This is a genomic window from Mesorhizobium sp. B2-4-18, from assembly GCF_006441385.1.
Taxonomy (GTDB): domain Bacteria; phylum Pseudomonadota; class Alphaproteobacteria; order Rhizobiales; family Rhizobiaceae; genus Mesorhizobium; species Mesorhizobium australicum.
On the sequence record NZ_VFUW01000011.1, the window covers coordinates 188,560 to 212,052 of the forward strand.

A 23,493-nucleotide genomic window follows, 5' to 3' on the forward strand; every position below is an offset into this window, starting at 1 on the left:
TTCGCTTGAGCCGGCTGTTCGCATTGACGAACCCTGCCGGGGTCGTCAGTCTGCAGAATGGGCATTTCGGCCCACCGGCTGCTGTCAGGCATGATGAATTATTCCGACACATCCATCGCGGCGACCACCCCGTTTCTCAGCCTCGAGAACGTGCGCAAGACCTATCCGGGCGTCGTGGCGCTCGACGGGTTTTCCATGGAGGTCAGGCCGGGCGAGGTCATCGGCCTGGTCGGCGAGAATGGCGCCGGCAAATCGACGCTGATGAAGATCCTCGGCGGCGTTACCACGCCCGATAGCGGCGCCATCACGGTCGACGGCGCCGCCCACAAAGGCCTGAGCGTGGAGGGGAGCCTGGGTTCGGGCATCGCCTTCGTCCACCAGGAACTCAACCTCTTCGAAAACCTCGACGTCGCCGCCAACATCTTCTTCGGCCGCGAGCCGCTGCGCGCCGGACAGCTGAGACTGGTCGACCGCGCGAAACTGCGCGACATGGTGGCGCCGCTGCTGAAGCGCGTCGGCGCCAACTTCTCCGCCGACACGCAGGTCGCAGATCTGTCGCTGGCGCAGCAGCAGATGGTCGAGATCGCCAAGGCGCTGTCGATCAAGGCGAGGCTGGTGATCCTCGACGAGCCGACATCGAGCCTGCCGCTGGCCGAGACCGACAAGCTGCTCGACGTCATCAAGGCACTGAAGGCCGACGGCATCAGCGTCATCTTCATCTCGCACCGCCTGCATGAGATCGAGCGCGTCGCCGACCGCGTTGTGGTGCTGCGCGACGGCATGCTGGCCGGGACGCTCGGCAAGCGCGACATCAATCACGACCAGATGGTCAAGCTGATGATCGGCCGCATGCTGAAGGAGCGCGAGAAGGCCTCCGAGGCGGCGCGTGCGCCCGGCGCCGTGGCGCTTGCGGCCAAGGCCGTCCGCACCCCCACCTACCCCAGCCGGCCGGTCGATCTCGACGTCAGGCGCGGCGAAATCCTCGGCCTTGCCGGCCTTGTCGGCTCCGGCCGAACCGAACTGGCGCGGGTGTTCTTCGGCATCGAAGCCAGCCTTGGCGGCACGCTGGAGCTCAACGGCAAGCCGTTAACGCTGGCCAGCGCGGCGGACGCAGTCGCGCAAGGCATCTTCCTTGTGCCGGAAGACCGCAAGCTGACCGGCATCCTGCTCGACCTGTCGATCGCGCAGAATATTTCACTCCCCAATCTGCCGGCGCATGCCAGGCGCTCGCTGGTCTCCGCAAGCGCCGAGACCGCCACCGCCGAGAAGCAGAAGAAAAACCTCGGCATCAAGGCGCCCTCCGTGCAGACGCGCACCGGCACGCTGTCGGGAGGCAACCAGCAGAAGGTCGTGCTCGGCAAATGGCTGGCCATGAACCCGAAGGTGATGATCCTCGACGAGCCGACGCGCGGCATCGATATCGGCGCCAAGGCCGAGATCTACGGGCTGATGCGGGCATTGGCCGACGCCGGCGTCGCCGTGCTGATGATCTCTTCCGACATGGAAGAGGTGATCGGCGTCTCCGATCGCATCGCCGTCATGCATGAGGGCCAGATCTCGGGCATTCTCGACAAGGATCAGTTCAGCCAGGAAAACGTGCTTTTGCTCGCGGTGGGCAAACAGGCGAACAGGCCGTAAGCGGAGACGACGATGACAAAGAAAGATCTCGGCCTGCTGATCCTGATCCTGGTGGTCGGGGCGATCGTCGCCATCATCAATCCGCGCTTCCTCTTGCCGATCAACCTCGCCAACACCTCGAACCTGATCGGCCTGTTCGGCATCCTCTCCATCGGCCAAGCGTTCGTCATCATCACCGGCGGCATCGAACTGTCCGTCGGCTCCGTTGTCGCGTTGCTGGGGACGCTGTTCATCGACTTCATCGCCGTGCGCGGCATGGGATGGCCTGTTGCCTTCGTGCTCATCCTGGTGCTCGGCGCCATCATCGGCCTGGCACATGGCTGGCTGATCACGCGGCTCAAGCTGCAGCCCTTCGTGGTCACCTTGTGCGGGCTTTTGATCTATCGCGGCGTCGCGCGCTTCTACACCGCCGACGGCACCGCCGGTTTCGCCTTCGGGCAGAATTTTCCCGATCTCGAATTCCTGACCGCCGGCCGCTCCTGGGGCGTGCCGAACTCCTTCTTCGCGCTGATCGTCATCGCCATCGTCATGTGGGTGGTGCTGCACCGCTCGGTGTTCGGGCGCTATCTCTACGCCATCGGCAAGAACGAGGAAGCGGCAAAATATTCCGGCATTCGCACCGGCCGCGTCGTCATGGCGGCTTACGTCATCTGCGGCGTGCTTACCGCGCTGTCGGCGATCTATTTCGCCATGTACACGCGCTCGATCTCGCCGGCCAGCCACGGCCAGTTCTACGAGCTCTACGCCATTGCGGCCGCGGTGCTTGGCGGCTTCTCTCTGCGCGGCGGCGAGGGCTCGCTGATCGGCGTCATCCTCGGCACGGTGCTGCTGCAGGAACTGCAGAACCTCGTCAACCTGCTCGGCATTCCCTCCTCCCTCAACTTCGCGGTGATGGGTGGCGTCATCCTCATCGGCGTGCTGGTCGACCAGCAATGGGGTGTGTTCCGGGCGCGCCGGCGGATGGTCGATGCCGCCCGTAAGGGCGCGGTCGGCGCCGCCGCCGAATAGGTTCCTCCCGGCAGAAATAGCTTACCGGTGCTGGGAGCTGACGGGGTGGCGTGCCTTTCGCGGCCACCCTCTGGTTATCAGCCATGCGGCTTGACTGAAATTACCTGCCGCCCTGGCGCGCGGCGCGGCGAACGCTTTGCAACAGGATGGCAAGGCAGCCGACCAGCAGCAGCCCGCCGCCAAGCAGCGGCGGCAGCGCGAGCAACTTCACCGCCGCGGTCACGGCGGCCACCAGGACCAGCGCCAGCAGCGCCAGATTGCCGTCATCGACGAACATGCCGAAGACTTCCCTGGCAACGAGACGAAGGACGTTCATCGGGCGAGCCCTCCGGCTGCCGTTGGACTGATGCCGCGCAGCCAGCGCACCATGGCGAAGGACGCTAGCGCGACGATGGCGAAGATGGCCAGCAGGGCAAGATCGGCGCCAGGCCAATCGGCGCCGATGCCTTCGCCGGTCCAGAAGATACCAAAGCTGGTCAGCATCAGCCCGACCACGAATTTGAGCGCATTCTCGGGCACGCGCGCCAGCGGCCGGTGGACGGCCAGGCCGACAAGCATCACCAGGACGAAAGCCGCCAGCGCACCCATGCTGGCGTAAAATGTCTGCCCATGCGCGGCGCCGACGGCAATGACGATGAACACCACCTCGACACCCTCGAGCAGCACCGCCTTGAACGAGGCCAGCCCGGCGAGGTAGTCGGCGCGCCGGTCGGCGGCCTGCCGGTGCAGGGCCGCGGTTTCCTTGGCGAAGGCCGCTTCCTCGTCATGCAGGGCAATGACGCCGACGCTGCGCAGGATGGCTTTTCGCAGCCAGCGCATGCCAAACAGGATGAGCAGCACCCCGACGACGAACTGCAGGGTGGTGATCGGGACCAGCGCCAGCAGCGGGCCGAAGGCCAGCACCAGGGCCGCCAGCACCGCCAGCGCCAGCGCGGCGCCGGTCAATGCCGGGCGCCAGCTGCGTGTCACCCCCACCGCGAGCACGATGGTGAAAGCTTCGACGACCTCGACCAGGGAGGCGAGAAATGCCGCCGTGACTGTCGAGAGGATGGGTGTCAGTGTCTGCATGAAGCTTCCTGTCTGGCTCGCCCCTGATTCCTGGGGCGAATTCCCGGAGCGTAATCCAGAATCACCCTATGCGGCCAGCAGCCCGGAGCATTTCCAGCGACAGCGCAAGCAGGCGGGTGAAACAAGTCCGGATCAGATCAGGCCCGACATGTCGGAAAACGCCATGGCCTTGCGCAGCACTTCGGCGAAACGCTCGCCGGCCACTTCGCGCGGACCGCTGTTGTCGATCGACGTGACGCCAGGGCCGGACAAGCTCATATTGGCGCTGCGCGCCAGCCGCGCCAGCACCTCGCCGCGCGACTCGCGGCCGCGCATCGCCAGCCGCTCGGCCAGCACCTCGGGCGAAGCGGTGATCTCGACGATCGCCAGATTGGCATAGCGCTCGCGCAAGGTGGGGATGATCGCGCGCGACACGTTGGCGACGGCGACATGTCCATTGGAAACAGACCAGTCGACATCGGCAGGCAGGCCATAGCGCAGGCCATGCGCTTCCCAGGAGATGGCGAAAGCGCCGTCGGCATCGGCCTCGGCGAAGGCGGCGTCGGCCAGCGTATCGTGGTCTTCGCTCGCCGCATCGCTCGGCCTGGTGATGACGCGGCGCACGAACTCCAGCTGCGTCTCGTCGGCAAACAGCGCCTTGGCATAGCCGATCACCGTGTCCTTGCCGGCACCGCTGGGGCCCACGACAGCGACAAAGACGCCGTGACGGATCGGAAAGGTTTCGGCGGACAGTTCGCGCTCGATCGAGGCCGACACCATCATGCCACCCGGCGCCCCTGCCGCCAGACGGTGCGCACGACCGGAACATGATCGTCGACGCGCACGCGCACCAGATCGGCGCGACGACCCTGCTCGATGACGCCGCGGTCGTCGAGGCCGACTGCCTGCGCCGGGTTTTTGGAAACCATGGCGACGGCCTGCGGCAGCGAAATGCCTTCCACCATGTCGCCCAGGAAGAAGGCCGACTGGATCAGGCTGAAGGGAATGTAGTCGGACGACAGGATGTCGAGCAGGCCATCGCTGGCCAAGGTGCGTGCCGAGACATTGCCCGAATGCGAGGCGCCGCGCATGACATTCGGCGCGCCCATCAGCACGCCGAGCCCGGCGGCCTTCGAGGCCCGCGCCGCTTCCTCGGTGGTCGGGAACTCGGCGACCCGCACGCCCTGCTCGATGGCCTCGTCGACATGAGCGGACGTCGCATCGTCATGGCTGGCGAGCACGATGCCGCGCTCCTGGCAGGCGGCGGCGATGAAGACGCGGTTCGGCCCGGAGTTGCGTGCCGATTCGTCCATCCGCTTCTCGCAGAATTTCTGGAAATCGCGATCCGAGAGTTTCAGCTTGCGCTGGTAGTAGTAGGCATAGGTTTCAAGGTTGACGAACTGGCGCTGGCCCGGCGCGTGGTCCATCAGCGACGCCAGCTTGACCCGTTCGTCACCGTCGAAATTGGCGAATGCGTTGAGGCAATCCGGCGCTGAAACCTCGCAGCGAAGATGCAGGAAGTGATCGGCCCGCAGACGATCCCGCGCGACGCTGTCCTCGATCGCATCGGCCAGCTTGCGGATGTCGTCCAATGTCAGGTCGGCGTCCTCGTCCATGCCGACGCGCAAGGCATCTAGCACGGTCGTGATGCCGGCGGTCGCCACCTGCGCGTCATGGGCGAGCACCGCGGCGATCGGGTTCCAGCGCACTTTCGGCCGCGGCGCATAATGGCCCTCGAGATGGTCGGTGTGGAGTTCGACCAGCCCTGGAATGATAAAGTCGCCGCCCATGTCCTCGCCGGTCCGGGCAGCACCGGCATCGATGCCGGCGATCAAGCCATCGCGCAGCACCAGTGAGCCTTCGACGATCTCGTCGGCAAGAACGATGCGGGCGTTGGAAAGAACAGTTTCGGCGGTCATTGCGGGTAGTCCTTGGTTCTTGCAGTCGGGTTTCGTTCAGGCGGTTTTCCGGGCCGGGCGGCGTCCGAGCGCGTGCTGGGAAAGCACCATGAATGGCGCCCCCGGCTCGGGTTCGACGAACAATGTCAGCGCGTCCACGAGCACGGGCTGGCGCAACACATCGGCGAACAGGCTGTCGATCGCGGCGCGCAGGCGAGGGCTTTCCTGTGGGCCGGCCCGGCCGGACAGGGTCATGTGGAAGCGGAAGGTCTCGAAGACATAGGGATAGCCCCATTGGCAGAGATTGCGAAACTCGGCCGGCTTCAGCGAATCCGGGCTGCGCCGCTCGATCTCGGCCTCTGACAGCGGTGCGCGAAACCGGTCGAAATCGCGTACCACATTGTCGGCGAAGCGGTTGAGCGGCGGCAGCGGCCCTTCCGGCACCAGCGCGAAGAAGCTGTCGATCTGGCTGACGATAAGGCGCGGGATCGTGACGACAGGCGTAACCTCGGCAAAATGATCCAGCGCCGCGCGCAGCGAGGTCTCGGTCTCCGTGGCAGCCAGGTGGAAGGGCGCCTTCAGCGTCGCGTGAAAGCCGTAGCGGCGTGCCGAGGCGGTGTGGAAGGCCACTTCCGCCGCCGACAGATCGGCAACGGCCTCAACCGGCCTGGTCGCGGCACCGAACGGATCGCGGCCCAGCCAGTCGGCGGCGATGCGCGCCAGCGGCTCGTCCTGCCGGGGGGTGAAATAAATGGCATAACGCATGGGAAGTCCTCGTCAGAACCGTTGCCATAGGTGATTTCCATGACGGATTGACGAAGCTTTGACGGGTTTTAGAAGGCAAATCGACCCCTAGGGTCCTTAGCCGACGATTTTTCCCAGCTGGACCAATAAGTTCGGCCGGAAACGCGAGACGGTCAGGCCTTCATCAACCACTCGTGCTCGGGCGCATTGTGGAATTTCCAGGTCCGCTTCGGTCCGGCCATCACATTGAGATAATAGAGGTCATAGCCGTGGCAGGCGGCACAGGGGTGATAGCCCTTGGGCACCAGCACCACATCGCCGTCCTCGATCGCCATGGCTTCGTCCAGCGCACGATGTCCGCTTTTGTCGGCATCGGTGTAGACGCGCTGGAAGGCAAAGCCCTGCGGCGGGTTGAGGCGATGGTAATAGGTTTCCTCCAGATAGGATTCGGCAGGCAGATTGTCCTGGTCATGCTTGTGCGGCGGGTAGCTCGACGTGTGACCGCCGGGCGTGATGACCTCGACGACCAGCAACGAGTCGGCCGGCTGGCCTTCCGGCAGGATGTTGGTGACGTAGCGCGTATTGGTGCCCTTGCCGCGCACCTCCTGGCCGAGATCGTCCGGTCCGATCACCCGGACCGGCAGGCCACCGCCAAGACCAGGCGCCGAGCAGACGCCAAGTTCCAGCTCGGTATCGGCCGTTACCGACCAGTCCGATCCCTGCGGCACGTAGACCGACCACGGCTTGCCATCGAAGGGCGACATGCGCTCGCCGAGCAGGCCGAGATCCTTGCCGCCGGCTTTCGCGGTACCCTTGCCGGTCACGAACACCAGGCAGACTTCGCGGTCGTCCGTCTTTCCCGAGGCGCTTTCGCCCGGCTTCAGCCGATGCAGGTCGAAACCGACATAGGTCCAGCCGGCGCTTTTCGGCGTCACATGGGCGACGCGGCCATGGCCCTTGTCGGCCTTGACGAGCAGTTTCGACATTTTGTCTCTCCTATCCTAGCCTTCCAACTTCGTCATCCTGGGGCGGAGCAGGAGCGAAGCTCCGTCGCGAAGACCCTAGGATGACGAAGCGAGGGGCGTTTCGGCCAATCGCCGACGTGTGCGATCCGTTACGCTCGCAGTATCCAATCCACAAAACTGCTCGCGCCATGGACCGCCTATTCCTTCGGATCGGCCGGAGGCTTCGTCTCGTCGGCCGGCTTATAAAGATAAAAAAATTGCCAGGCGCCGTAGCCGGCAAAGCCGAGCGCGATGACGCCCCAGAACGGCGTGCCGGTGGCGAACTCGATGACCGACCAGATGAGGCAGACCGCGACGACGGCGACACGCCGCCACAATGGCCGGAAGAAGGGGTGCTCGGAATCTTTCATCTGGCCAGCCTACAGCAAGCCCGGCCTGGCGAGAACCCGATCAGGCATTCGGAAACCCTTGCGTCTCCACCGTGTAACCGGCTGATGTCATCACCCGCATCAGCTCCTTGTGGCCAACCTGCGCCATCTTCAGCGGCGGGTTCTTCTTCGGGTCCTGCTCGGCCTCGACCACGAACCAGCCTTCATAGCCGTGGTCGGCGAAGCGCTGCACGATGGCGCCGAAATCGAGCGAACCGTCGCCCGGCACGGTGAAGGCGCCGAGCGCCACGGCATCGAGGAAGGACTGCTTCGTACGGTCGAGCTTCTCGATCACGCCCATGCGCACGTCCTTCACATGGACGTGGCTGATGCGCTTGTGGTGGTTGTCGATGGCGCGCAGCACGTCGCCGCCGGCAAAGGCGAGGTGTCCGGCATCGAGCAGCAGTGGGATGCCTTCGCCGGAATGGCGCATGAAGGCATCGAGCTCCGGCTCGGTCTCGACCACAGCCGCCATGTGATGGTGATAGGACAGCGGCATGCCTTGCTCGGCGCACCATTCGCCGAATTCGGTCAGGCGCCGCGCGTAGGCCTTCATCTCGTCGCCAGTGAACTTCGGCTTGGTGGCGAGCGGCTTGGAACGGTCGCCCTGGATCGAGCGGCCGACCTCGCCATAGACGATGCAGGGCGCGTCGACTGCCTTGAACAGGTCGATCATCGGCTGGATGCGGTCCTTGTTGGCAGCCATCTCCTCATCGACCAGCGTGCCCGAGAACCAGCCGCCGCACAGCGTCACGTCGGCGGCCTTCAGGATCGGCAGCATGATGGCGGGGTCGTTGGGAAAGCGCCGGCCCATCTCCATGCCGGTGAAGCCGGCAGAGCGCGACTGGCGCAGACATTCCTCCAGCGACACGTCATCGCTCAGTTCGGCAAGATCGTCGTTCCACCACGCGATGGGGGACATGCCCAATTTGGCTTTCAAGTCGTCACTCCGGATTAGACAGTTCAATTTTTTTGGCGCTGGCGCCGCCCCTCATCCGCCTGCCGGCACCTTCTCCCCGTATCGTGACGGGGAGAAGGGAGCTGGCGTCAATCGCCGACGCTCTGCATCCGCCGCTTCTCGTCATAGGCCTTGCGCGCGGCGTTCACCTGAAGCCGCGCCGAAACCTCGGGCACCGCCACGTCCCACCAATGGCCACCGGCATCGGTCGAAACCAGCGGATCGGTGTCGATGACCAGCACGGTGGTGCGGTCGTTCTTCTTGGCTTTTTGCAGCGCGTTTTCCAGCTCGGCAACCGACGGCACTTTCTCTGATATCGCACCCATGCTCGCCGCATGCGCGGCAAAGTCGATGTCAGGCAGGATTTCATGGCGCGAGTCCTGCAAGAGATTGTTGAAGTTGGCGCCGCCGGTCGCCATCTGCAGCCGGTTGATGCAGCCAAAACCCCTATTGTCGAGCAGCACCACGGTCAGCTTCAGGCCGAGCATCACCGAGGTGGCGATCTCGGAGTTGAGCATCAAGTAGGAGCCGTCGCCGATCATAACGACGACCTCCTCGTCGGGCTTGGCCATCTTGGTGCCGAGCCCGCCGGCGATCTCGTAACCCATGGTCGAGAAGCCATATTCGGCGTGGTAGGAGCCGGGCGCGCCGGCCTGCCAGAGCTTGTGCAGTTCGCCGGGAAGGCCGCCTGCCGCATGCAGCAGCGTCACGCCTGAGCCCATGGCGCGCTGCACGGCGCCGATCACCTGCGCATCCGAGGGGAAAGCAGCGTTGGTCGAGGCCGTCACCTTGGCCGCGTCGGCCTGCCAGGCCTTCTTGCCGGCGGCCGCATTGTCGGTCCAGGCGGCGGGCGCCTTCCAGCCTTGCAGAGCGGTTGCCAACTCGGCCAGCCCTTCCCAGGCATCCGCGACCAGCGGCAGCGCCCGGTGCTTGCCGGCATCGAAGGGCTGCACGTTGAGCCCGATGATGGTCTTGCCGGAATTCTTGAACAGCGCCCACGAGCCGGTGGTGAAATCCTGCAGCCGCGTGCCGATGGCCAGCACGACGTCGGCCTCTTCCGCCAGCCGGTTGGCGGAAGAGGTGCCGGTAACACCGACCGCTGCCATGTTGAGCTGGTGATCGTCCGGCAGCGAGGACTTGCCGCCTTGCGTTTCGCAGACCGGAATGCCGGCGGCTTGGGCGAACTTGGCCAGTTCGTCGGACGCCTGGGAGTAGAGCACGCCGCCGCCGGCGATGATCAGCGGCTTCCTGGCTCCCTTGAGCGCCGCCACGGCCGCCGCCAGTTCGTCACGGTCCGGACGCGGCCGGCGCTGGCGCCAGATCCGCTCGGCAAAGAAACTCTCGGGATAGTCATAGGCCTCGGCCTGCACGTCCTGGCAAAGCGACAAAGTCACCGGTCCACATTCGGCCGGATCGGTCAGCACCTGCATGGCGCGGCTCAGCGCCGGGATGATCTGCTCCGGCCGGGTGATGCGGTCGAAATAGCGCGACACCGGGCGGAAGCAGTCGTTGACCGTCGCCGTGCCGTCGGAAAAATCCTCGGCCTGCTGCAGCACGGGATCGGGAATGCGGTTGGCAAAGACGTCGCCCGGCAAAAACAGGACGGGCAACCTGTTTACGTGGGCAAGGGCCGCCGCCGTCACCATGTTCAGCGCGCCGGGACCGATCGAAGAGGTCGCGGCCATGAAGCGGCGGCGGAAATTGGCCTTGCCATAGGCGATCGCCGCATGCGCCATCGCCTGCTCGTTGTGGGCGCGGAAGGTCGGCAATTCGTCGCGCACCTGGTAGAGCGCCTCGCCGATGCCGGCGACATTGCCGTGGCCGAAGATCGCCCAGACGCCGCCGAAGATCGGCGTTTTTTTCCCGTCGACCTCGGTCATCTGGCGGGACAGGAAGCGGGTCAGCGCTTGCGCCATCGTCAGGCGGATTGTCTTGCTCATGGTGTTTTCCTCCGCAGTCCTACGCCGTTGCGCCTTGTTATGCCGCCTTGCGGCCGCGCGCGACAAGCCACGCTTCGGTCAACTGTTCGAAGCGCGACGCCATGTCGGCGACAGCCTCGTCGTCCGACATCCTGCCGGCCAGCCATTGTTCGGCTGCGTGGACGAAGATGGTGCGCCCGACGGCAAAGCCCTTGACGATGGGCGCGTTGGCCGTAGCGGCGAAAGCGGCCTCCAGTTCGTCCTGCGGCGCCTCCAGGCCAAGCAGCACGATGCCCCGGCACCAGGGATCGTGCTTCAGGATCACCGCCTCGATCCTGGCCCAGGCGCCGCTCGACGCCTGCGGTTCGAGCTTCCACCAGTCCGGCTTGATGCCGAGCGCATAGAGTTCCTCCAGCGCGCGCGGGATCGTCGTGTCGTCGAGCTTGCCGTGCTTGCCGGCGATGATCTCGATGAGAAGTTCGCGGCCAACTTTGCGCGCGGCCTCGAACAGCGCGCGCAGCTTCTGCTGCTGTTCTTCCTTCAGTTCCGCCGGATCGTCGGGATGATAGAAGCACAGGCACTTGATGCAGTGGTCGACAGGCCATTCGGTAAGCTGCGAGCCGATGTCCTGCGAGAATTCGAAGCGCAACGGCCGCGAGCCCGGCAGTTCCACCGGGCGTCCAAGCCAGGCGAAGGGGTGGCGAGCGAATTCGAACATCGCCTCGCGGCCATGTTTCTCGTCGATCAGCATGCCATAGCCGTCGCGGCCGGCCGCGACCTTGGCCGCTGCCTTGACCGCCAGCACCTTGAAATTACGGATGCGTGCCGGATCGGCGCCGGTCTTGGCCGCCACATCCTCGAGCTGCACACGGTGATCGCAGGCGAGCGCCATCAGCGAGGGGATGTCGCGCCGGCGTGTGGTTGCCCAATGGATGTGGTTGATCGCCTCGTCCTTGCGCAGCGCGCGATGCTTGCTGCCATTCTCGAGGAAGAACCGCAGCTCCTCGAAGGTCGGGTATTCCGGCGCGCAGAGCAGCCGCGACACGGCGAAGGCGCCGCAGGCATTGGCCCAGGTCGCCGCCGTGGCAAGGCTTTCGCCACCGAGCCAGCCGCGCAGCAGACCGGACATGAAGGCGTCACCGGCGCCGAGCACATTGTAGATCTCGATCGGGAAACCCTTGCCGACGACGCCGTCCTCGAGATCGTCGCTGATCGGTCCGTCATAGACGATGCAGCCCATGGCGCCGCGCTTCAGGACGATGGTGGCCGAGGACAGGGAGCGGATCGTCTTCAGCGCGCTCAGGCAGTCGTCGGCGCCGGACGCGATCATGATCTCTTCCTCGGTGCCGACGATGAGGTCGCAATCGGGCAGCACCGTCTTCAACTGGGCCGAGACGCGGTCGGATTTGACATAGCGCTCAAAGCCTTCGGCGTGGCCGGCAAGGCCCCACAAATTCGGGCGATAGTCGATATCGAACACGACCTTGCCACCCCTGGCCTTCATGATGCGGATCGCCTTGCGCTGGGCGGCATCGCTGTTGGGGCGGGAAAAATGCGTGCCGGTGACGACGATCGAACGGGCCGAGGCAATAAACGCCTCATCGATGTCCTCCTCGGCCAGCGCCATGTCGGCACAGTCGGATCGGTAGAAAATCATCGGCGAAACGCCTTCGCTCTCGACCGAAAGCAGAACCAGCGCGGTCAACCGCTCCTTGTCGGTCTTCAGACCGTCGGTGTTGACGCCTTCGCGTTTCAGCTGCTCGCGGATGAAGCGGCCCATCTGCTCGTCGCCGACGCGCGTCAGCAGAGCCGAGCGCAGCCCGAGCCTTGCCGTACCGACCGAAATATTGGCCGGGCAGCCGCCGACAGACTTGGCGAAGGAGGTGATGTCCTCCAGCCGCGAGCCGATCTGCTGGCCATAGAGGTCGACTGTCGCGCGGCCGATGGTGATGACATCGAGCGGCGCCTGTCTTGCGTCCACGGCTTCGCTCATTGGAACCTCCCGTCGGTCTTGTCGTCATGGACAACATTGTTTTGGGTAACACGCGCGAGCGGCTGCGTGGCGCCAGCAATATGAAATAATAATTCCAATCCATAGTCAATATGGAATGAGCATTCCCTAGGCTAAAATTGCCTTGATGGGACGCTTGATCAAGCCTTGCGCTTACGGCTCGCGTCGCGCCGCTTCTCGCCGACGCCGACGGTCAGCGCCATGGCCAGCGCCATTGTCGCCGACAGCGAACGGAAGCCGGCGAAATCCGCCTCGGCAACCTCGAACCAGACCCTGGCGAACTGGGCGAGCGGCGAGAACGAGCTGTCGGTGATGGCGACGATCGGCACGCCCTGCTCGGAAATGGCGCGCGCCTCCTCGATCGTGGCCGGCGCGTAGGGCGAGAAGCTGATGGCGATGACGGCGTCCGCCGGTGTGGCGAAGCCGACCATCTCGGCATTCAGGCCGGCGGCCGATTCGATCAGTTGGTTGCGGATCTTCAGCTTGCCGAGCGCATAGGCGATGTAGGAAGCCACTGGATAGGAGCGCCGCTTGGCCAAGACATAGATGGTCTGCGCCTTCGCCAGCAGCGAAATTGCCTCTTCCAGATGCGCATCATCCAGCGTGCGGGAAATGTCGTTGAGCGAGGTGCTGGCGGCGGCGATGAAGCCGTCGAAGATTGCCCGATGGCCGGCGCCGCCCTCGGCCTTGGCGCGCAGCGCCTGCAGCCGCTCGTCATAGGAAGAGTTGCGCTCGCGCAGACGTTCCCGGAACACCTGCTGCAGGCTGGTAAAACCGTCGAAGCCGAGTTGCTGGGCAAAGCGGATCAGGGTCGAGGGCTGCACGCCGGCCGAAGCGGCGATGCTGGCGGCAGTGCCAAAGGCGATGTCGTCGGGATTGTCGAGCGCGTAGGCGGCGATCTGGGCGATGCGCTTGGGCAGGCTCTCGCGCCGGTCCAGAATCGTGGCACGCAGCGTCTCGAAGTCGCGAGGTACCTGTTCGTCCATCATCCCTCTGCCCAAGCCTGTCTGGACACCCTCTCTGCCCCATCATAGCGAGCCTGCGCAAGAACGCCATAAAAAATGAGGCAGACATTCCATTCCTGGAAAAAATGGACTAATTCATCCACTCAGCTTTATGGCAGCGGAGGAACGAAAAATGGTCGGCGTCGGTCTTATCGGCACGGGTTTCATGGGCAAATGCCACGCCATCGCGTGGAGCGCCGTCGGGGCCGTCTTCCCCGATGCGGCCAAGCCACGGCTCGTCCATCTGGGCGAGGTCAATGAGGATCTCGCCATGCGCAAGGCAGGCGAGTTCGGTTTCGCCAGAGCCACCGGCGACTGGCGCGCCGTCGTCAACGACCCGGAGGTCGATATCGTGTCGCTGACAACGCCGAACCAGTTCCATCCGGAAATGGCCATCGCTGTCCTCGAAGCCGGCAAGCATCTGTGGTGCGAAAAACCGATGGCGCCGAGCTTTGCCGAAGCCGAGGCGATGGCGGCCGCGGCGGAGAAATCAGGCAAGGTCGCCGCGCTTGGCTACAACTACATCCAGAGCCCGGCCATCCGTCACATCGGCGCGCTGCTCGACGAGAAGATCATCGGCGAGGTCAACCATCTGCGCATCGAGATGGACGAGGATTTCATGGCCGATCCCGAGGCGCTGTTCTTCTGGAAACACGAGGCGACTTCCGGCTATGGCGCGCTCGACGATTTCGCCGTGCATCCGCTGTCGCTGGTCTCCGCGCTGTTCGGCCGCGTCGGCAGCGTCATCTGCGACATGGCCAAGCCCTATGCCGACCGCAAGCTGGCTTCAGGCGGCCGGCGCGCGGTGGAGACCTACGACATTGCCAGCGTGCTCATGCATCTGGAGAACGGCATTGCCGGCACGCTGCAGGTCAACCGCTCGGCCTGGGGCCGCAAGGGCCGCATCGCCATCCAGATCTTCGGGTCCAAGGGATCGATCCTGTTCGACCAGGAGCGGATGAACGAATTCCAGCTCTACCTGACGTCCGACCGACCCACCGAACAGGGCTACCGCACCATTCTGGTGGCGCCGCAGCACAGGCCCTATGACCTCTTCGTGCCGGCGCCCGGCCACGGCCTCGGCTTCAACGACCTCAAGATCATCGAATGCCATGAATTGCTGACACGGCTTGCCGGCAAGCCGGCCCGGCTCATCGAGTTCGCCGAAGGACTGGAGATCGAGCGCACCGTGCACGCCATGGCGCGCTCCTTCGAGGAGAAGCGCTGGGTGGATGTGAGGTAGGGTTCGCTATGCTGGTCGCTTTAGCCGGCGGCCGCTGCATTGACTTCCCATCCGTCGACCCAGACCTGCCGCAAACGATCGCCTTCGCCCTTGAAGCCTAGCCCGGTCGGCTGGCAATCCTCGATGCGGTCGCTGCGGAAGTTGCGGATCGCCTGGCGCAGCTCGCACCAGGCGACGATGTTGGCGGTTTCGGCGTGATAGATCAGAGCGATCGGGCGGATAAGGCGCTCGGAAGCGCGACCAAGCTCGTCGCGATAGGAGAGCTCTAGCTTCTCCTCGTCGCGTATGGCGCGGCGCACCAGCGCCAGGTCGATCACACCTGCGGAGGGCGCGGCGAAGCCCCAGGCGTGCAACGCGTTGGCGTCGAGCGTCTGGCGCAAGGGCGGCGGCACGGCGCCGGCGATCTTGGCGCCGACGCGCTTGGCCGCCTGCTTGAGCTCGTCGTCGCCCGTGCGCTCCAGCAGCGCCAGCGACAGGACGATCGCCTCCATTTCCTCGATCGAAAACATCAGCGGCGGCAAGTCGAAGCCGGGGCGCAGGATGTAGCCGATGCCACGCCCGCCCTCGATCGGCACGCGCATCGCCTGCAGCGCCGCGATGTCGCGATAGATCGAGCGGATCGTCACTTCCAGTTGCCCGGCGATCATTGCCGCCGTCACCGGCTGCCGCGCCAGCCGCAGGATCTGGATGATCTCGAACAGGCGTGACGCCTTGCGCATTTTTCTAACCCGGTACCGATCACAACTGACACACCATCGTCAGTTGGGCCTGCCTATAGGACTGCCTATCGATTTGAAAATCAACAGGTTCCGCCGAGGCTGGGCCGAGCGGAACAAAAGGCAACTGACATGGGCTATGCTGAAAATCTCTGGCTGTTCTTTATCCTCCTGTTCGGCATCATCGCCGTTCCAGGCATGGACATGCTGTTCGTGCTTGCCAATGCGTTGACCGGCGGCCGCGACAGGGGTCTTGCCGCGACCGGCGGCATCATGGTCGGCGGCATGGTGCACACGCTGAACGGCGCTATCGGCGTCGGCCTGCTGGTGCATTTCTTGCCGATCCTGTTCAAGCCGCTGCTGCTTGCGGGCGCCGCCTACATGGCCTTCATCGGCATCACGCTGATGCGCAGCTCCATCACCGTCGGCAACGAGGGCCCCGCCGGCAGCCGCTCGGCATGGAAGGCGTTTCGCCAAGGCTTGGTGACCTGCCTGATCAACCCGAAGGCCTACCTCTTCGTGCTCGCCGTCTATCCGCAGTTCCTGAAACCGGACTACGGCCCGATCTGGATGCAGGCGACGATCATGGGCCTGCTGACCGTGCTGACGCAGGCCGCGGTCTATGGCGGGCTCGCAATATCGGCCGGCCGCAGCCGCAAGCTTCTGATCGCCAATCCACGGGTGACCATCCTTGCCGGCCGGGCGGCCGGGCTGCTGCTCTTCGCGGTCTCCGTGTTCACCGCATGGGAAGGGCTGAGGGCGGCGTAGTCTCGGGCTGAACCGAACCGCCGCCTTCTGGCGCCTGCCGGATCAGGCGGCGCCGTGCCGCAGCGTGGCGAGAAGCTCGTCCAACTGCCCGAACGTCTCGGCCATCGCATCCGCCGCCCCGGTACCGGCGGCGTCGAGGGCCTCCTTCGAGGGATAGACCTCGTGCATGACCAGCAGCGTCTTGCCGCCTTTTTCCTCGAAGGTCACTGTGGTCACGGGTCCACCGTCACCACCTTCGTCATTGGTCCAGACGAGGCGCGAGGGCGGTGTCACTTCGAGATACCTGCCGAAGAACTCGGCGGGGTGCGAGTCATCATGCCCGAACACCAAGCGGTACCCGCCTCCCACACGAACATCCATCTCGCAGGAACGCAGGAACATGCCCATCGATTTCGGCGTCCACCACTGCTTGAACAGCTCGGGCTTTGTCCAGGCCTCGAACACGATGCGGGCCGGCGCGTCGAAGCTTCGCGTGACGACCAGCTCGCGGTCGGACTTCCGTTCCACCGTCGTGCGGTTCTGCATGGGGGTGGGCTCATTCGCTCTTGTTTCGTCCATCGGCTTCCTCCTTCCGTTTCATTTCCTCGACAACCTTGTCCAGCTCGTCGAAGCGTGCGGCCCAGAGCTGGCGGTATCTCTCGATCCATGCCGTCTCCTCCTCCAGGCGGCGCAGGCCGAGCTTGCAGGTCCGCACGCGCCCGACCTTCCGCGTCGTGACGAGGCCTGCCTGCTCCAGAACGCCGACATGCTTCTTCATGCCCGTGAGGGTCATGTGGAATTTCTGGGCCAAGTCCGTAATCGAAGCATCCGCACGGCCGAGCTGCTCCAGAACCCCACGTCGGGTGGCGTCCGAAAGCGCGGCGAACGAGGCATCCAGGCGGGCAGGAGAATACTGAACCATTTGGTTCAGTATGTAACACGCGGATCGGTGACATGCAAGGAGGTGAGCGCTGCGGGGCCTAAGAGCGGCGTGGTCCTGGACTGAAACTGGAAGCGCCGCCCTTATGCTCCCCCAGATCAGGCGGCGCCCTGCCGGCTGTCCAGTATGGCGCGGCGCGCCGACCGGCGCCATTCGACGGCGCCCGCGAGCCCGTGCAGCACCGTCTCCGTGGTCGCCCAGTCGATGCAGCCATCGGTGATGCTCTGGCCGTAGACCAGTGGCTTGCCGGGCACGACATCCTGCCGGCCGGCGACGAGATTGCTCTCGATCATGACGCCAATGATGCGCCCGTCGCCAGCCGCCACTTGGCCCGCGACATCGGCCGCGACCTTGGGCTGGTTCTCCGGCTTCTTGGCTGAGTTGGCATGGCTGACGTCGATCATCAGACGGGGGGCGATACCGATGCGGACGAGTTCGACCGATGCGGCTTCGACGCTTGCCGCATCGTAGTTGGGCTGAACGCCACCACGCAGGATGACATGGCAATCCTCATTGCCGGTGGTCGCCGCGATGGCGCTGCGTCCGCCCTTGGTCACCGCCATGAAATGATGCGGCTGGGCGGCCGACTTCACCGCCTCGCCGGCGATCCTGAGATTGCCGTCGGTGCCGTTCTTGAAGCCGACCGGGCAGGAGAGACCCGAGGCCAGCTCGCGATGGATCTGGCTCTCGGTCGTGCGTGCGCCGATCGCGCCCCAGGCGACGAGATCGGCGATGTATTGCGGCGTCGTCATGTCGAGGAATTCGGTCGCCGCCGGCAGGCCGAGATTGTTGACGGCGGACAGCACGTTGCGCGCCATCCGCAACCCCTTGTCGATGTTGAAGCTGCCGTCGAGGTCGGGATCGTTGATCAGGCCTTTCCAGCCGACCGTGGTGCGCGGCTTCTCGAAATAGACGCGCATGACGATCTCGAGCCGGTCGGACAGAGCCTCGCGCAGCGCCGCCAGACGGCTGGCATAATCAACGGCCGCGACCGGATCGTGGATGGAACAAGGGCCCACGATGACAACAAGCCGATCGTCGGCCCCGGTGAGGATGGAGTGAATGGCGTTGCGCGAGGCGGCAACGGTGCGTGTCGCCGTGAGTGAGCGCGGTATCTCGCGCATCACCTCGTCCGGCGTGCTCAGCAGTCTCAGTTCCTTGACCCGGAGGTCGTCTGTGGTGGTCAACACGGCTTTCTGCTCCTGTTTGGGAACCTGCCGGCTGAAACAAAAAAGCCGCCAGGTCTGGCGGCTTGTTCGGATCTTGTTGCTGCAATCTTCAGATCGAGCGCAATCCTCCCGCCGCCAGCGAGCTCCTAAAGTACCAATACGTGGCGGTCAGGTTGATCATGCGTGGGCTATAGCTGAACTCGCGTTGAATGTCACGCACCTGATGGCGACCTTGTTTGAATATGTACGAAGGTATATGTTGGATATTCCAAAAAGGATATGCTCCAATGCCGCTTTATGTGAAGGACCGGGAAGTCGACCGGCTGGTACTTGAGGTGCAGCGCCTCACAAAGGCGCCGAGCAAAGCCGAGGCGGTTCGCCGGGCCCTGACGCATGAAATTGAGCGCGCCCGCAGTGTCCAAACTGTATCGGAACGCTTGGCGGAGGCAGTCAGAATGGCTGGCGAAATCGGAGCGGATAATCCTGACTTCGATATGAGAGCCTATTCGGACGAGCTTTCAGAGGGGCTATGAGCTTGTTCATTGACGCTTCGGCGGTCGTCGCTCTGTTGCGTCCGAAGCCCACGGCAGGAGAACTCGCCGCCCGGATGGACGCCCATGGCGGGCCTTTCTTCATTTCGGCGATCGTTCGTTTCGAGACCGCAATGGCCTTGGCGCGTTCAAAGACCCCCCTGCCTTCACCCATCCAACCGGCGGCAGTCGCAAAGGCGAATGCGGCCGTGGACCGTTTCGTGCAGGATTTGGGAATCGGCGAGGTCCTCATTTCGGCCGAAGTCGGGCGGCTCGCCATCGAAGCCGCACGCAGTTACGGCAAGGGTGTCGATTCGCCGGCGCAGCTCAATATGGGCGATTGCTTTTCCTACGCCTGTTGCAAGGCATATAATTTGGCTTTGCTCTACACCGGTCAGGATTTCAAAAAGACAGACATAGGATAGATTCAAGGTGCGCCACGCAGATCGCTCGCATGAACCTACTCCGGCGACGACCCGGCGACACTCTGATCGTAGTCGACCAGCGATCCGGTCATGACGCCCGATTGCGGGCTGACCATGTAGCTGATCAGCCGTGCGAGCTGGTCCGGCTTGACCAACTGGCCCATCGGCTGCGCGGCTTCGGCCTTCGCCAGCCAGTCGTCGGGCGCATCGTGCCATTTCTTCTGCACGATGTCCTCGCCCTCGGTGTCCATCCAGCCGGGCAGCACGGCGTTGCAGCGGATGCGGTTGAAGCGATAAGCGTTGGCGACGTTCTTGGTCAGCGTCATCAGCGCGCCCTTGCTGGTCGAATAGGGCGTCAGGAAGGACTGCCCGGTATGCGCCGACATCGACAGCACGTTGACGATCGATCCGGGCGCCTTTTTCTCCAAGAGATGCGCCACCACGCCCTGCATCAGAAAAAACGGGCCGCGCACATTGGTGTCGAAGATCTGGTCGAACAGCTCTTCTGAGGTCTCGACCAGCGAGCCGCGCGCCGAGGTGGCGGCGGCGTTGACCAGGGCGTTGATCGTACCGAAATGCGAGAGCGCGGTGGCGACCGCGCGCTTGCAGTCGGCAACCTTGGAGACATCGGCGCTGATGAAGATGGCGTCGACGCCTGATTTCCTGAAATGAGCAACAGCCTTGTCGCCCTTCTCCTGCGAGCGGCCGATGAGCGCCAGCGCCCGGCAGCCTTCGTCGGCCAGCGCTTCGGCGACCGCGAATCCTATGCCTTGCGCACCGCCGGTGACGATGGCGCGTGTATTCGAATTGCGATCGGCGGATGCGCTCATCGCTCTGCTCCTGTGCGTTGGGTCCGGTTCTTACTTGTCGAGACGAATGGTCTTGCCCGTGGTCGCCGACTTCAGCGCCGCATCGGCCAGCTTCAGCGCCACGAGGCCATCAGCGCCGCTCGGCGCCGCCTTCTTGCCTGATGTCGCCGCCGCGATGAAGGCGGCGATCTCGAGGGCATAAGCGTCGAGGTAGCGGGTCATGAAGAAGTCGTGCAGCGGCGGGCGCGTATAGCCCTTCTCGTTGGCGAGCTCGATCGACACCGGCCGCTGGTTCTCGGCCGCCACCATGCCCTTCGAGCCGTGCACTTCGATGCGCTGGTCGTAGCCATAGGTGGCGCGGCGCGAATTGGAGATGACTGCCTGCTTGCCCGAAGCCGTTTCGAGGATGACGCTGACCGAGTCGAAATCGCCGGCTTCGCCGATTTTCTTGTCGACCAGCACCGAGGCGTGCGCGCTGACCGCGACAGGCTCCTCGCCGAGCAGAAAGCGCGCCATGTCGAAATCATGGATGGTCATGTCGCGGAAAATGCCGCCCGAACGCTTGATGTAGTCGATGGGTGGCGCGCCGGGGTCGCGCGAGGTGATGGTGACCATCTCCACCGTGCCGATGGCTCCGTCGTCGATCGCCTTGCGCACGGCGGCGAAATGCGGGTCGAAACGCCTGTTGAAGCCGACCATCAGGGTCGCCTTGGCCTTGTCGACAACGGCCAGGCACTGCTCGACCCGCTTGACGTCGAGGTCGATCGGCTTCTCGCAGAAGATCGCCTTGCCGGCCTTGGCGAAGCGCTCGATCAGATCGGCATGGGTGTCGGTCGGCGTGCAGATGACGACCGCGTCGATGTCCTTGGACTTCTCGATTTCGTCGATGCTGCGCACCTCGGCGCCATAGGCAACAGCCAATTCGCTCGCCGCCTTCTCGAAGGCATCGGCCACGGCGACCAGTTTTGCCTGGGGGTTGGAACCCACGGCGCGGGCGTGGACCTTGCCGATGCGGCCGGCACCAAGGAGGGCGAAGCGAACAGTCATGGATATTTTCCTCTGGGGATGGTTCGAAGCGGGGCGCCGGTCATGGGCGCTGAATGATTTTACGGTCAAGACAAATCGACGGGAAGGCGATGACCATCGCCTCCAAGCCCGGCCCTTAGGCCGCGAGTTCCGCCTCGCCGGTCTTGGCGCCGGTGATATAGGATACGATGTCCTGCCCGTCGGTATTTTCCTTGCGCAGATTGGCGACGATGCGGCCGCGCCGGAACACCACGATGCGGTCGCAAAGGTCGAACACCTGGCGCATGTTGTGGCTGATCAGGATCAGCGGCTCGCCATTGTCCTTCAGCGTGCGGATGATGTTTTCGACCTGGGCCGTCTCCTGCACGCCGAGGGCCGCCGTCGGCTCGTCCATGATGATCAGCTTGGAGGCAAAGGTCGCCGTCCTGGCGATCGCCACACACTGCCGCTGGCCGCCCGACATATGGCGGATGGTGTTGGAGAGGTTGGGGATCTTGACCGCGGTGCGGACCAGCGCCGCCTCGGTTGCCTTGCGCATGTATTTGCGGTCGAGGATCGAGAACGGTCCGAGATTGAACAGCACTTTTTCGCGGCCGAGGAACAGGTTCGACGGCACGTCGAGGTCGTCGGCCAGCGCCAGGTTCTGGAACACCGTCTCGATGCCTGCCTCGCGGGCCTCGATCGGACCGGCGAAATTCACTTCCTTGCCATCGAACCAGACTTGGCCGCTGGTCCGCTGCTCGACGGCGGTAATCTGGCGCACGAAGGTCGACTTGCCGGCGCCGTTGTCACCCATGATGGCGACATGCTCGCCCTTGCGCAGCTCGAAATTGGCGCCTTCAAGCGCATGCACGCCGCCATAGCGCTTGGTCAGGTTTTCGGTCTTCAGGACGATGTCTGTCGTGGAGATATCTGGCATGGTCAAGCCCTCAATGCCCGCATGCGTTGACGCCACTGGTCGAGAACGACCGCGCCGACGATGATCACGCCCTTGACCATCTCCTGGTAGTAGGCGTCGAGGCGCAGGAAGGTGAAGCCGGAGATGATGACGCCGAAAATCAGCGCGCCGATCACCGTGCCGATGATGGAGCCGCGGCCGCCCGACAGCGAGACGCCGCCGATGACCGCCATGGCGATGGCATCGAGTTCGTACATGACGCCCATGCCGGCCTGGGCGGTGAGGTTCTTGGAGGAGAGCACGACGGCGGCGAGTGCTGCAAGAATGCCGGCGATGACATAGACGAGGATCTTGTGGTTGGCGATCTTGATGCCAGACATGCGCGCGGCGTCCTCGTTGGAGCCGATCGCGTAGCAGTGCTTGCCATATCTGGTGTAGGTCATGATCAGCTGGAACAGCACGGCCAGCGACAGGAAGATGATGACGGGCATCAGGCCCTTGCCGATGGCGGCGAAACTGTCCGTCGGGAACGAGATCGGCTGGCCCTTCGACCACCATTTGGCGATGCCCCGCGCGGTCACCATCATGCCGAGCGTGGCGATGAAGGGCGGGATGCGCGTGTAGGCGATCAGCGCGCCATTGACCAGGCCGGCGAGCAGGCCGCAGCCGATCGCCACCAGCACCGGGACGATCACGGGCAGGTCGGTCCAGCCCTGGGCCAGAAACATCGCCTTGGGGTTGGGATTGCCGTTCACGGTCGCGACCTGGGCAAAGCTCATGGCGATCATGGCCGTCGCGCCGACGATCGAGCCGGAGGACAGGTCGATGCCACCCGTAATGATCACCTGCGTGACGCCGATGGCGATGATGCCGACGATCGACACCTGCAGGATGATGATCTGCAGGCGCGCCTCGTTGAAGAGGCCGGAGACGTCACTGCGGGTGTTGAACAGGAAGCTGTCGCCGAGAAAGACCCGGCCGATCAGTTCGAAGATGACGACGAGGATGACGAGCGCCAGGAAGACGTTGAACTCGGCCGGCCATGTGCGCTTCCTGGCGTCATAGCTGACCCCGCCGACGCCGTGAGATGTCTGTGCCAATTCTTCTATCCTCCGTCAGCCGCGGTCGTTCCCCGAGCATCTTCGGGTGCCGAGGGAAGCGGAGCGGCGCTGTCGCTGCGCGAGAGCGCCGCTCCGTATGTCCGCGGCTCAGTTCTTCTTCAGGAACTTGTCGATGTTGGCCGGCGTGACCAGCTGGAACGGGACATAGACCTTGTGCTCGACCTTCTCGCCCTTGGCGAGCTTCAGCGCGGCATCCAGCGCCCCCGCGCCCTGGCCGGCGGCGTCCTGGAAGACGGTGGCATCAAGGTC

Annotated in this window: 25 protein-coding genes and 1 pseudogene; 6 read left to right on the forward strand and 20 right to left on the reverse strand. The window is 64.3% G+C overall.

The genetic code is table 11. The annotated features are described in order from the left end of the window. Positions 1-93 precede the first annotated feature (93 nt). Both FJ527_RS24520 and FJ527_RS24525 read left to right on the forward strand, forming a co-directional pair. Complete coding sequence (locus FJ527_RS24520; protein WP_140824255.1) at positions 94-1,638, forward strand: sugar ABC transporter ATP-binding protein; 1,545 nt, start codon at positions 94-96, stop codon at positions 1,636-1,638. 12 nt (positions 1,639-1,650) lie between these two features. Next, complete coding sequence (locus FJ527_RS24525) at positions 1,651-2,646, forward strand: ABC transporter permease (RefSeq protein WP_015314546.1); 996 nt, start codon at positions 1,651-1,653, stop codon at positions 2,644-2,646. 100 nt (positions 2,647-2,746) lie between these two features. Here the strand turns inward: FJ527_RS24525 and FJ527_RS24530 are convergent, their stop codons facing one another. The 11 genes from FJ527_RS24530 to FJ527_RS24580 all read right to left on the reverse strand — a co-directional run bounded on the left by FJ527_RS24530 (position 2,747) and on the right by FJ527_RS24580 (position 13,602). Beyond that, complete coding sequence (locus tag FJ527_RS24530; protein WP_140824239.1) at positions 2,747-2,962, reverse strand: hypothetical protein; 216 nt, start codon at positions 2,960-2,962, stop codon at positions 2,747-2,749. Then, positions 2,959-3,714, reverse strand: a complete 756-nt coding sequence (locus FJ527_RS24535) for a COG4280 domain-containing protein (protein ID WP_015314548.1) — start codon at positions 3,712-3,714, stop codon at positions 2,959-2,961. Before FJ527_RS24535 ends, FJ527_RS24530 begins: the two co-directional genes overlap by 4 nt. A gap of 132 nt (positions 3,715-3,846) precedes the next feature. Continuing rightward, positions 3,847-4,476 carry a phosphonate metabolism protein/1,5-bisphosphokinase (PRPP-forming) PhnN gene (gene phnN, locus FJ527_RS24540; protein ID WP_181166462.1) on the reverse strand — a complete coding sequence of 210 codons (630 nt, stop codon included), beginning with the start codon at positions 4,474-4,476 and terminating at the stop codon, positions 3,847-3,849. Further along, the gene (locus tag FJ527_RS24545) at positions 4,473-5,612 is read right to left on the reverse strand and encodes an alpha-D-ribose 1-methylphosphonate 5-triphosphate diphosphatase (protein WP_140824240.1); all 1,140 of its coding nucleotides are present in this window, start codon (positions 5,610-5,612) and stop codon (positions 4,473-4,475) included. The genes phnN and FJ527_RS24545 overlap by 4 nt, the downstream gene beginning before the upstream one ends. A gap of 36 nt (positions 5,613-5,648) precedes the next feature. Next, the gene (locus FJ527_RS24550) at positions 5,649-6,356 is read right to left on the reverse strand and encodes a DUF1045 domain-containing protein (protein WP_015314551.1); all 708 of its coding nucleotides are present in this window, start codon (positions 6,354-6,356) and stop codon (positions 5,649-5,651) included. A gap of 152 nt (positions 6,357-6,508) precedes the next feature. Next, positions 6,509-7,321, reverse strand: coding sequence for a 5-deoxy-glucuronate isomerase (iolB, locus tag FJ527_RS24555; RefSeq protein ID WP_140711811.1), 813 nt, complete (start codon positions 7,319-7,321; stop codon positions 6,509-6,511). Positions 7,322-7,497: 176 nt separating this feature from the next. Next, positions 7,498-7,710, reverse strand: a complete 213-nt coding sequence (locus FJ527_RS24560) for a DUF3329 domain-containing protein (protein WP_015314553.1) — start codon at positions 7,708-7,710, stop codon at positions 7,498-7,500. Positions 7,711-7,750: 40 nt separating this feature from the next. Continuing rightward, positions 7,751-8,668 (reverse strand): myo-inosose-2 dehydratase, encoded by a 918-nt coding sequence (gene iolE, locus FJ527_RS24565; RefSeq protein WP_140824241.1) that lies wholly within the window; start codon positions 8,666-8,668, stop codon positions 7,751-7,753. Between the two features lie 107 nt (positions 8,669-8,775). Further along, positions 8,776-10,626 carry a 3D-(3,5/4)-trihydroxycyclohexane-1,2-dione acylhydrolase (decyclizing) gene (gene iolD, locus FJ527_RS24570; RefSeq protein WP_140824242.1) on the reverse strand — a complete coding sequence of 617 codons (1,851 nt, stop codon included), beginning with the start codon at positions 10,624-10,626 and terminating at the stop codon, positions 8,776-8,778. 37 nt (positions 10,627-10,663) lie between these two features. Continuing rightward, on the reverse strand, positions 10,664-12,598 hold the full coding sequence (gene iolC, locus FJ527_RS24575; protein ID WP_140824243.1) for a 5-dehydro-2-deoxygluconokinase: 1,935 nt from the start codon (positions 12,596-12,598) through the stop codon (positions 10,664-10,666). 158 nt (positions 12,599-12,756) lie between these two features. Further along, positions 12,757-13,602 (reverse strand): MurR/RpiR family transcriptional regulator, encoded by an 846-nt coding sequence (locus FJ527_RS24580; protein WP_140660212.1) that lies wholly within the window; start codon positions 13,600-13,602, stop codon positions 12,757-12,759. 151 nt (positions 13,603-13,753) lie between these two features. Between FJ527_RS24580 and FJ527_RS24585 the strand changes: the two genes are divergently transcribed. Continuing rightward, positions 13,754-14,863 carry a Gfo/Idh/MocA family oxidoreductase gene (locus FJ527_RS24585; RefSeq protein ID WP_140824244.1) on the forward strand — a complete coding sequence of 370 codons (1,110 nt, stop codon included), beginning with the start codon at positions 13,754-13,756 and terminating at the stop codon, positions 14,861-14,863. A gap of 20 nt (positions 14,864-14,883) precedes the next feature. Here FJ527_RS24585 and FJ527_RS24590 read toward each other — a convergent pair whose 3' ends face one another. Next, a complete protein-coding gene (locus FJ527_RS24590) occupies positions 14,884-15,582 on the reverse strand; it encodes a YafY family protein (protein ID WP_140824245.1) in 699 nt (232 codons plus the stop codon). Between the two features lie 129 nt (positions 15,583-15,711). Between FJ527_RS24590 and FJ527_RS24595 the strand changes: the two genes are divergently transcribed. Then, positions 15,712-16,347 carry a LysE family translocator gene (locus FJ527_RS24595; RefSeq protein WP_140615369.1) on the forward strand — a complete coding sequence of 212 codons (636 nt, stop codon included), beginning with the start codon at positions 15,712-15,714 and terminating at the stop codon, positions 16,345-16,347. Positions 16,348-16,389: 42 nt separating this feature from the next. Here FJ527_RS24595 and FJ527_RS24600 read toward each other — a convergent pair whose 3' ends face one another. The 3 genes from FJ527_RS24600 to FJ527_RS24610 all read right to left on the reverse strand — a co-directional run bounded on the left by FJ527_RS24600 (position 16,390) and on the right by FJ527_RS24610 (position 18,456). Further along, entirely contained in the window at positions 16,390-16,905 is a 516-nt protein-coding gene (locus FJ527_RS24600) for an SRPBCC family protein (RefSeq protein WP_140824246.1), read from the reverse strand. Then, entirely contained in the window at positions 16,883-17,248 is a 366-nt protein-coding gene (locus FJ527_RS24605) for a metalloregulator ArsR/SmtB family transcription factor (protein WP_140615371.1), read from the reverse strand. Before FJ527_RS24605 ends, FJ527_RS24600 begins: the two co-directional genes overlap by 23 nt. Positions 17,249-17,364: 116 nt before the next feature. Then, on the reverse strand, positions 17,365-18,456 hold the full coding sequence (locus FJ527_RS24610) for a 3-deoxy-7-phosphoheptulonate synthase (RefSeq protein ID WP_140824247.1): 1,092 nt from the start codon (positions 18,454-18,456) through the stop codon (positions 17,365-17,367). Positions 18,457-18,722: 266 nt separating this feature from the next. Between FJ527_RS24610 and FJ527_RS24615 the strand changes: the two genes are divergently transcribed. Further along, positions 18,723-18,968 carry a type II toxin-antitoxin system VapB family antitoxin gene (locus FJ527_RS24615; protein ID WP_140711829.1) on the forward strand — a complete coding sequence of 82 codons (246 nt, stop codon included), beginning with the start codon at positions 18,723-18,725 and terminating at the stop codon, positions 18,966-18,968. A gap of 2 nt (positions 18,969-18,970) precedes the next feature. Beyond that, complete coding sequence (locus tag FJ527_RS24620) at positions 18,971-19,390, forward strand: type II toxin-antitoxin system VapC family toxin (protein ID WP_140824248.1); 420 nt, start codon at positions 18,971-18,973, stop codon at positions 19,388-19,390. Between the two features lie 35 nt (positions 19,391-19,425). On the opposite strand, the gene FJ527_RS24625 is transcribed toward FJ527_RS24620, so the two are convergent. From FJ527_RS24625 to FJ527_RS24645, 5 genes and pseudogenes are all read right to left on the reverse strand, one after another. After that, positions 19,426-20,220, reverse strand: a complete 795-nt coding sequence (locus FJ527_RS24625) for an SDR family oxidoreductase (RefSeq protein ID WP_015314566.1) — start codon at positions 20,218-20,220, stop codon at positions 19,426-19,428. 30 nt (positions 20,221-20,250) lie between these two features. After that, complete coding sequence (gene iolG / locus FJ527_RS24630) at positions 20,251-21,246, reverse strand: inositol 2-dehydrogenase (RefSeq protein ID WP_015314567.1); 996 nt, start codon at positions 21,244-21,246, stop codon at positions 20,251-20,253. Positions 21,247-21,361: 115 nt separating this feature from the next. Beyond that, positions 21,362-22,144, reverse strand: a complete 783-nt coding sequence (locus FJ527_RS24635; RefSeq protein WP_015314568.1) for an ATP-binding cassette domain-containing protein — start codon at positions 22,142-22,144, stop codon at positions 21,362-21,364. A gap of 2 nt (positions 22,145-22,146) precedes the next feature. Next, complete coding sequence (locus FJ527_RS24640; RefSeq protein ID WP_140660215.1) at positions 22,147-23,223, reverse strand: ABC transporter permease; 1,077 nt, start codon at positions 23,221-23,223, stop codon at positions 22,147-22,149. 108 nt (positions 23,224-23,331) lie between these two features. Next, positions 23,332-23,493: pseudogene (locus tag FJ527_RS24645) on the reverse strand (rhizopine-binding protein); the annotation flags it as partial.

Coding starts and splice junctions, on each gene's coding strand:
- FJ527_RS24520 (WP_140824255.1), top strand. CDS start 94: ATGAATTATTCCGACACATCCATCGCGGCGACCACCCCGTTTCTCAGC.
- FJ527_RS24525 (WP_015314546.1), top strand. CDS start 1,651: ATGACAAAGAAAGATCTCGGCCTGCTGATCCTGATCCTGGTGGTCGGG.
- FJ527_RS24530 (WP_140824239.1), bottom strand. CDS start 2,962: ATGAACGTCCTTCGTCTCGTTGCCAGGGAAGTCTTCGGCATGTTCGTC.
- FJ527_RS24535 (WP_015314548.1), bottom strand. CDS start 3,714: ATGCAGACACTGACACCCATCCTCTCGACAGTCACGGCGGCATTTCTC.
- phnN (WP_181166462.1), bottom strand. CDS start 4,476: ATGATGGTGTCGGCCTCGATCGAGCGCGAACTGTCCGCCGAAACCTTT.
- FJ527_RS24545 (WP_140824240.1), bottom strand. CDS start 5,612: ATGACCGCCGAAACTGTTCTTTCCAACGCCCGCATCGTTCTTGCCGAC.
- FJ527_RS24550 (WP_015314551.1), bottom strand. CDS start 6,356: ATGCGTTATGCCATTTATTTCACCCCCCGGCAGGACGAGCCGCTGGCG.
- iolB (WP_140711811.1), bottom strand. CDS start 7,321: ATGTCGAAACTGCTCGTCAAGGCCGACAAGGGCCATGGCCGCGTCGCC.
- FJ527_RS24560 (WP_015314553.1), bottom strand. CDS start 7,710: ATGAAAGATTCCGAGCACCCCTTCTTCCGGCCATTGTGGCGGCGTGTC.
- iolD (WP_140824242.1), bottom strand. CDS start 10,626: ATGAGCAAGACAATCCGCCTGACGATGGCGCAAGCGCTGACCCGCTTC.
- iolC (WP_140824243.1), bottom strand. CDS start 12,598: ATGAGCGAAGCCGTGGACGCAAGACAGGCGCCGCTCGATGTCATCACC.
- FJ527_RS24580 (WP_140660212.1), bottom strand. CDS start 13,602: ATGGACGAACAGGTACCTCGCGACTTCGAGACGCTGCGTGCCACGATT.
- FJ527_RS24585 (WP_140824244.1), top strand. CDS start 13,754: ATGGTCGGCGTCGGTCTTATCGGCACGGGTTTCATGGGCAAATGCCAC.
- FJ527_RS24590 (WP_140824245.1), bottom strand. CDS start 15,582: ATGCGCAAGGCGTCACGCCTGTTCGAGATCATCCAGATCCTGCGGCTG.
- FJ527_RS24595 (WP_140615369.1), top strand. CDS start 15,712: ATGGGCTATGCTGAAAATCTCTGGCTGTTCTTTATCCTCCTGTTCGGC.
- FJ527_RS24600 (WP_140824246.1), bottom strand. CDS start 16,905: ATGGACGAAACAAGAGCGAATGAGCCCACCCCCATGCAGAACCGCACG.
- FJ527_RS24605 (WP_140615371.1), bottom strand. CDS start 17,248: ATGGTTCAGTATTCTCCTGCCCGCCTGGATGCCTCGTTCGCCGCGCTT.
- FJ527_RS24615 (WP_140711829.1), top strand. CDS start 18,723: ATGCCGCTTTATGTGAAGGACCGGGAAGTCGACCGGCTGGTACTTGAG.
- FJ527_RS24625 (WP_015314566.1), bottom strand. CDS start 20,220: ATGAGCGCATCCGCCGATCGCAATTCGAATACACGCGCCATCGTCACC.
- iolG (WP_015314567.1), bottom strand. CDS start 21,246: ATGACTGTTCGCTTCGCCCTCCTTGGTGCCGGCCGCATCGGCAAGGTC.
- FJ527_RS24635 (WP_015314568.1), bottom strand. CDS start 22,144: ATGCCAGATATCTCCACGACAGACATCGTCCTGAAGACCGAAAACCTG.